Raw genomic sequence first — 7,167 nt, forward strand, 5'->3', positions numbered from 1 at the left:
CCTTACTGAAGCGGCCCGGTGACGGTCTCCACGGCCGCCAGCAGCCGCCCGTCCCGAACGAACGCGTCCGCCGCCGCGAGGTCGGGCGCCAGGAACCGGTCAGGACCGGGACCCTCGACCCCCGCCGCGCGTACGGCGTCGATGACGGCCTGCGACGCGGGCGCCGGGGTCAGCCCCGCACGCAGTTCGACGGCGCGCGTGGCGGCGTAGAGCTCGATGGCGACGACCCGGGTGAGGTTGTCGACGGCCGTACGCAGCTTGCGGGCCGCCGACCAGCCCATGGAGACATGGTCCTCCTGCATCGCGGAGGACGGGATCGAGTCCGCCGACGCCGGTACGGCCAGCCGCTTCAGCTCGCTCACCAGCGCGGCCTGCGTGTACTGGGCGATCATCAGCCCGCTGTCCACCCCGGCGTCGTCCGCGAGGAACGGCGGCAGACCGTGGCTGCGGTTCTTGTCGAGCAGCCGGTCGGTACGGCGCTCGGCGATCGACGCGAGGTCGGCGACGGCGATGGCGAGAAAGTCGAGCACGTAAGCCACGGGCGCGCCATGGAAGTTGCCGTTGGACTCGACCCGGCCGTCGGGAAGTACGACGGGATTGTCGACGGCGGAGGCCAGCTCGCGGTCGGCGACCAGCCGGGCGTGGGCCATGGTGTCCCGTCCGGCGCCGGCGACCTGCGGGGCGCAGCGCACCGAGTAGGCGTCCTGGACGCGGGGCGCGTCGCCCTGGTGGTGCCCCGTGAGGCCCGAACCCTTCAGCACGGCCAGCATGTTGGCGGCGGAGGCGCCCTGGCCCGGGTGCGGGCGGATGGCGTGCAGTTCGGGGGCGAGGACCTTGTCGGTGCCGAGCAGGGCTTCCAGCGACAGGGCCGCGGTGACGTCGGCGGACTTGTAGAGGGTGTCGAGGTCGGCGAGGGCCATCACCAGCATGCCGAGCATGCCGTCGGTGCCGTTGAGAAGGGCGAGGCCCTCCTTCTCGCGCAGTTCGACGGGCGCGATGCCGTGCGCGGCGAGGAGCTCTCCGGCGGGCCTCAGCGTCCCGTCGGGGCCTTCCGCCTCGCCCTCCCCCATGAGGGTGAGGGCGCAGTGGGACAGCGGGGCCAGGTCGCCGGAGCAGCCGAGGGAGCCGTACTCGTGCACGACGGGGGTGATCTGGGCGTTCAGGATGTCGGCCATGGTCTGCGCGACCTCGGGCCGGACACCGGTGTGCCCCGAGCAGAGGGTCTTCAGCCGCAGGAACATCAGCGCCCGTACGACCTCCCGCTCGACCCGCGGCCCCATGCCGGCGGCGTGCGAGCGGACGATGTTGCGCTGGAGCCGGCCCCGCAGCTCCTGGCTGATGTGCCGGGTCGCCAGGGCACCGAAGCCGGTGCTCACGCCGTAGACGGGTTCGGGCTTGGCGGCCAGCGCGTCCACGATCTCGCGGGCCGCGGCGAGGGCGGCCACGGCCTCCGCGGAGAGCTCGACCCGGGCGCCGGCGCGCGCCACGGCAAGAACGTCGGACGCGGTGACCCCGGACGTCCCCACCACCACAGTGTGCATATCCATATTCAGGAGCGTACGCAGTGAATGCGCCGGTGTCACGAGTGGTGGACGCTTTCGCCCCTTACCGATTTGGTCACACCGGCGTCAGTGCCGCCCGCGGAACCGGCGTCGCTCGGCGCCGTTGTCGCGGGACGGCTCATCGGCCAGTCGCACGACGGGATCGTCGGGGCCTTCGCGTCCGGCGACGACCGGCTTGGTGGCCTTGACCGCCTTGGCCCGGTACTGGGCGGCGTCCGCGAGCCGGAACAGACGGCGGGCGGAACGGACGGGTCCGATGGGATCCTCCGTGGACGCGACCCCGCAGGCGACCCCGTCCCCCAGCTCCAACTCGGCGGCCCGGCGGCACAGTTCGTCGGCGGCCCGGACGACCTCGTCGGCGGGCGGGCCGACCGCGAGCAGACAGAACTCGTCGCCGCCGAGACGGGCGGCAAGGGCGCCGGGGAGCATGGCACCGCACAGCGACAGCACGGACCCGAACCGTTCGAGGAGGCGGTCCCCGACGGCGTGCCCGCGGGTGTCGTTCACGCGCTTGAGCCCGTTGAGATCACAGACGACGAGGCTGACGACGACGCCCTGGCCGCGATGGCGCTCGATGGCTTCCTCCAGACGTACGTCGACGGCCCGGCGGTTGGCCAGTCCGGTGAGCGCGTCGGTGTACGCCAGCCTCCTCGCCTCCTCCAGCCGCTCGGCCTGGGCGATCCCGGCGGCGACGACGGCGGCGAGGACGGTGGCGAAGTCGGCGTCGGCCCGGTCGAAGACGGGTTCGCCGACGGCCCGCGCGACATAGAGCTCGCCCCAGGCCCGTCCGTTCAGCACGATCGGGGCGACGACGCAGCAGCCGCGTCCGCGACGCCGCAGGGCGGCGACCCGCTGATGGATGTATCCGGGCCGGCCGGCTGCCGGACCGTCGGCGGTCTCCACCCAGGCGTCCGGCTCTCCGCCGCCGGCCCAGCGCTCGTGCAGAAACTCGGTGATCTCGGGGAACTGATGCACCGGGTACGCCTCGTCCTCCGGGAACTCGACCTCGCCGGCCGCCCGCTCCCCCACATTCACGAGCACCCGCAGCCGCCCGTTGTCCCGCTCCCACACCGACAGCGCGGCAAAACTCCCTCCGAGCGCCCGGCACGCCCCGACAGCCGCCGCCCGCCAGGCGTCACGCGACCCGTGCGCGGCCGCCATCCCTTGCGCCAACGCCACGACAGCTGCGAGCCGGATGTCCTCACCCATCACTCCAGGCTAGGGAGAAACCGGGCGAACCGGGACATTGATGCGGCGAACAGGTGGGCGGCACGGTCGGTGCGGCTCATCCGGGGTGACCGCCCGGCGACCGAGGACACCCCGGGACCAGAACGAACCCACCTCAGCCATTCCAGCCCGTCCGGCGTTTGAGGACGAGGCCGTTCAGGCCGATGGGGGTGCAGGGGGCGGAGCCCTTTGGCGGGGGCGAGTCACTCACCCGGCCACTCGGCCCGCCGCTTCTCGTTGAACGCCGCCACCCCCTCCGCCCGGTCCCCCGAAAACGCCACCGTGCGCCACGCGGCGTCCTCGACCTCCAGCCCGGCGCGCAGATCGAGCCCGAACCCCACCCGCAACGCCCGCTTCGCCGCCCGCAGCCCCACAGGAGAATTCGCCGCCATCCGAGACGCCAGCGCCAACGCCTCCTCCCGATCCCGCCCGGCCTCCACCAGCTGATCCACCAGCCCCAACTCCCGCGCCTCCTCCGCCTCGACCCGCCGCGCCGAGAAGATCAGCTCGGCGGCCCGCGCCGCCCCCACCCGCCGCGGCAGCAGCTGCGTACCGCCACCGCCCGGAATGACCCCCACCGACACCTCGGGCAACCCCACGACGGCCGTCCGGTCGGCCACGATCACGTCGCACGACAGGGCCAGCTCGAACCCACCGCCCAGCGCAAACCCGTGCACGGCCGCGATCGCCGGCACCGGCAGCTCCAGCACCCCGGTGTACGCACCCCGCGCCACCGGCCGCTGCCGCACCAGCTCGGCGTCGCTGAAGGAGTTCCGCTCCTTCAGATCGGCCCCGACACAGAAGGCCCGCTCATGGGTCGACGTCAGCACGACCACCCGTACGTCCTTGTCGTCCCCCAGCGCGGTACACGCCGCCGCGACGGAACGGGCCATCTCCGTCGACACGGCGTTCATGGCCTTGGGCCGGTCGAGGGCGAGCTCGGCGACATGCCCGACACCCTCACCGTGCCGCCGCACCAGCACGAACTCCCCGAACCGTTCCTCGCTCATGACACCCTCCGGGTTAACGCGGGTTAACAACAGCCTGCGTCCCGATCATCGCAGCCACCCCGGGGCCAGGGAAAGGCCGACGCCGGTTCCCGCCCGGCCCCCGAACTCCCCTCGAACTCCCCCTTCGAGTGACATCCCGCCCGACTCCGGCGTGACCTCCCACGGGAGCGCATAACGTGCGCAGCGCCACGCGCAACGGGGGCGCGAAACGCATGGGGAACGCATGGGGGAACGCATGGGGGGAGGGATCGCGGTGACGGACACGCCGGCGACGACCACGAACCAGGACACACCATCACGTCAGCGTGGCCGCCACCGCAAACCGCGCCCCCGCAAGGTGTTCCTCGCCGCCGGAGGCCTCGCCCTGGCCGCCGGTGTCCTGAGCCTCGTACGCATGACCCCCGACTCCGACGTCAGCAATCTCGGCACCGCGGAGGCCGAGCCCCGCCCCGATACCGGCACCGACCAGTCGCCGAACACCGAAGCCACCCTCGCGGCCTCCCCCACCGCGATCCCCACGGCCGCGTCCGTGAGGCGCGGCCCCGGCACGGCACCCTCACCCACGAAGACGCCGTCCGCGCCGCCCACGAAGGCCACGACGACGGCCCCCGCGCCCACGCGCGCTCACCCGGCCGTCCCCGGGACGCCCGACGCGTCGGCGACCGCGACCGACTCCCCGCAGCCGACACCCACGCCCGCGCGGCCCACCGACTCCCCGGCCCCCACACCGGACCGGCCCGGCATCTGCATCCCGGTCATCGGCCTGTGCGTGGACCCACTGACGATCAACGACTGACAGGACAGAAAACTTCAAGCCACCTGAGGGGCTCGGGGAAACCGGACTCACTCGCCGGCGGGCGCCGGCGCCCGCCGAGTGAGCAACCACGGCTCGACCACGCCGAGTCCCCGCACGGGCCGCTGCCACATCGGCTGCAACGCGAAGCGGAACGCCGGCGGCTCCTCGCCCTCCTTCTCCGCGGCGGCCGCGGCCTCGGCCGCCTCCGCCTCGGACGCCGGGGCGTCGCCGGTACGGATCAGCTCCTCGGCGAAGGCGCTGTCGACGAGGACGGCGTCACGGGGCGCTATCGACGTCAGCCGCGAGGCGAGGTTCACCGTCGTACCGAAGACATCGCCCATTCGGGTGGTCACCGTGCCGAAGGCGATGCCGACGCGGAGTTCGGGCATCGTCTCGTCGTGCGCCATGGTCTCGATCAGACGCAGGGCGATCTCCGCGGCGACGCCCGCGTCGTCGGCGCTGTAGAGCACCTCGTCGCCGAGCGTCTTGACGAGCCGTCCGCCGTGCGCGGCCACCAGGTCGGCGGCGGTGGTCTCGAAGGCCTCGACCAGCTCGCCGAGTTCCTCCTCCTCCATGCGGCGGGTCAGCCGGGTGAAGCCGACGAGGTCCGCGAAGCCCACGGCGAGGCGGCGGTCCACCATCTCCTCGTCGTCGGCGCCCTGGATGACCCGGCCCGCGGAGGCGGCGAGCTGGCGCCGCCAGACGTAGACGAGGAACTCCTCCAGCTCCGGCAGGAGCAGCTCGATGATCGGGTACGTCACCTCGGTGCGCGTCATACCGGGCTCGGGCGGCTCGGTCAGGCCCTCCAGGAAGGAGTCCATCTGCCACTCGGCCAGCCGGGCGGTGGTCTGCCCGGTGGAGCGCGCCACCTGCACGGCCATCGCCTCGCTCAGCAGCCCCGCCTCGACGAGACCGGCGAGCCGCCGCAGCGCCAGTACGTCCGCCTCCGTGAGCGCCTTGGCCTGTCCGATGTCGGCGAAGCCCATCGCCCGCCAGAAGCGGGAGGCCAGCTCCATGGAGACACCCGCGCTGCGGGCTGCCTGGAAGGGGGTGTAGCGCCGCTCCGCGCCGAGGATGAGCTGTTCGAGGCGCAGGGCGAGGGGGTCCCCGCCGGGGTCGGCGGACTGCGGGTCCTCCCGGTCATGGGAGTCCCGCCGCTCGATCGAAGCCGAGAGCGCATCCACCCGGCCGTCCGGGTCCCTGCCGGAGCCCGTGTCGTCGACGGTCACGCCTGCTGCCCTTCCGATCTGCCGCGGTCAGGTATCGACCGCGGTCAACTTTACGGCAGATGTGCGGCAGGTCACTCCGTGGGCTGTGCCGAATATGCGGCTCCGCCGCGGGGCCGCGTTCGGCCGCCGGGGTCTGCGGGGCCGTCGTGGCCGGTCGCGCCCACGTGGCGGAGCCGCATGTCGATACAGCCCCGCGCCCTCTGGGGCACCCCGCTCACGCCGGTCGCAAGTGCACGATGTCCCCCGCGCCCACCGGCTCCTGCACCCCCTCCGCCGCCGCCAGCACCAGCCGCCCGTCCCCGTCGATCGCCACCGCCTCACCGGTGACCGACCGGTCTCCGGGCAACTCGGCCCGCACCTTCCTCCCCAACGTCGCGCATCCCGCCGCATACGTCTCCTGGAGCCCGCTCGCCGCCGGATCACCGCCGGCCGACCGCCACCGCCCGTACCACTCCTCCAGCGACCGCAGCACGGCCCGCAGCAGGGGATCCCGGTCCGTGCTCACGGCCCCCGCCAGGGCCAGCGAACCGGCGCCCGGCACCGGGAGCTCGTCCTCACGCAGGGTGACGTTGATGCCGACGCCCACCACCACACCGGCGGCGCCCGCCCGCTCCGCGAGGATTCCGCCGGCCTTGCGTTCCTCACCGGCGACGGTCAGCAGCAGGTCATTGGGCCACTTGAGTGCCGTATCGACGCCCGCGGCCCGCGACAGCCCCGTCGCCACCGCGACGCCGGTGAGCAGCGGGAGCCACCCCCAGCGCTGCACCGGCACGTCCGTGGGGGTGAGCAGGACGGAGAAGAAGAGGCCGGAGCGGGCCGGAGCGGTCCACTGCCGGTCGAGGCGCCCGCGCCCCGCGGTCTGCTCCTCGGCGACGAGGACCGCGCCCTCGGCCGCCTTGCCCGCGTTCGCCAGGGCCACGAGGTCGGAGTTGGTGGAGCCGGTGCTCGGCACGAGCGACACCTCCGACCACAGTGAGTCCTCCCGCACGAGCCCCCGTCGCAGCGCGGTGGCGTTGAGGGGCGGCCGGTCCAGGTCGGACCACCTGCTGCTGTCGTTCGGCTCTGCTGCATCTCGCGGCGTCATGCAAGCCACCCTAGGTGTGGTAAACGCCGCACTGCCGATTGGTAGGCACCCCACTACGCTACGGATGAGTAACCGTCCCCCCTTTTGAGCAGGCAGGGAGCGCCATCCCGATGTCCGAGCCGGAAGAGCGTCACGAGATCCAAGAGCCCCAAGGGATCGACATCCACACCACCGCGGGCAAGCTCGCGGATCTCCAGCGCCGTATCGAGGAAGCGACGCACGCCGGCTCCGCACGCGCCGTCGAAAAGCAGCACGCCAA

Annotated in this window: 6 protein-coding genes; 1 reads left to right on the top strand and 5 read right to left on the bottom strand. The window is 73.0% G+C overall.

Annotated features, from left to right (window positions below):
* Positions 1–2: 2 nt before the first annotated feature.
* From hutH to ACIHFB_RS44355, 3 genes are all read right to left on the bottom strand, one after another.
* Positions 3–1,541, bottom strand: a complete 1,539-nt coding sequence (gene hutH / locus ACIHFB_RS44345) for a histidine ammonia-lyase (RefSeq protein ID WP_365284553.1) — start codon at positions 1,539–1,541, stop codon at positions 3–5.
* 87 nt (positions 1,542–1,628) lie between these two features.
* Positions 1,629–2,771, bottom strand: coding sequence for a GGDEF domain-containing protein (locus tag ACIHFB_RS44350; RefSeq protein ID WP_365284067.1), 1,143 nt, complete (start codon positions 2,769–2,771; stop codon positions 1,629–1,631).
* Positions 2,772–2,992: 221 nt separating this feature from the next.
* A complete protein-coding gene (locus ACIHFB_RS44355; protein ID WP_365284065.1) occupies positions 2,993–3,799 on the bottom strand; it encodes an enoyl-CoA hydratase-related protein in 807 nt (268 codons plus the stop codon).
* 253 nt (positions 3,800–4,052) lie between these two features.
* Between ACIHFB_RS44355 and ACIHFB_RS44360 the strand changes: the two genes are divergently transcribed.
* Positions 4,053–4,595: a hypothetical protein gene (locus tag ACIHFB_RS44360; RefSeq protein ID WP_400129830.1), complete on the top strand. Its 543-nt coding sequence runs from the start codon at positions 4,053–4,055 to the stop codon at positions 4,593–4,595.
* A 47-nt stretch (positions 4,596–4,642) separates the two neighbouring features.
* Here ACIHFB_RS44360 and ACIHFB_RS44365 read toward each other — a convergent pair whose 3' ends face one another.
* On the bottom strand, positions 4,643–5,824 hold the full coding sequence (locus tag ACIHFB_RS44365; protein WP_365284061.1) for an adenylate/guanylate cyclase domain-containing protein: 1,182 nt from the start codon (positions 5,822–5,824) through the stop codon (positions 4,643–4,645).
* Positions 5,825–6,038: 214 nt separating this feature from the next.
* Positions 6,039–6,908: a biotin--[acetyl-CoA-carboxylase] ligase gene (locus ACIHFB_RS44370; protein ID WP_400129831.1), complete on the bottom strand. Its 870-nt coding sequence runs from the start codon at positions 6,906–6,908 to the stop codon at positions 6,039–6,041.
* Between the last annotated feature and the right edge of the window lie 259 nt (positions 6,909–7,167).

This window comes from Streptomyces sp. NPDC051963 (genome assembly GCF_044593495.1).
In the GTDB taxonomy this organism is placed as follows: Bacteria; Actinomycetota; Actinomycetes; order Streptomycetales; family Streptomycetaceae; genus Streptomyces.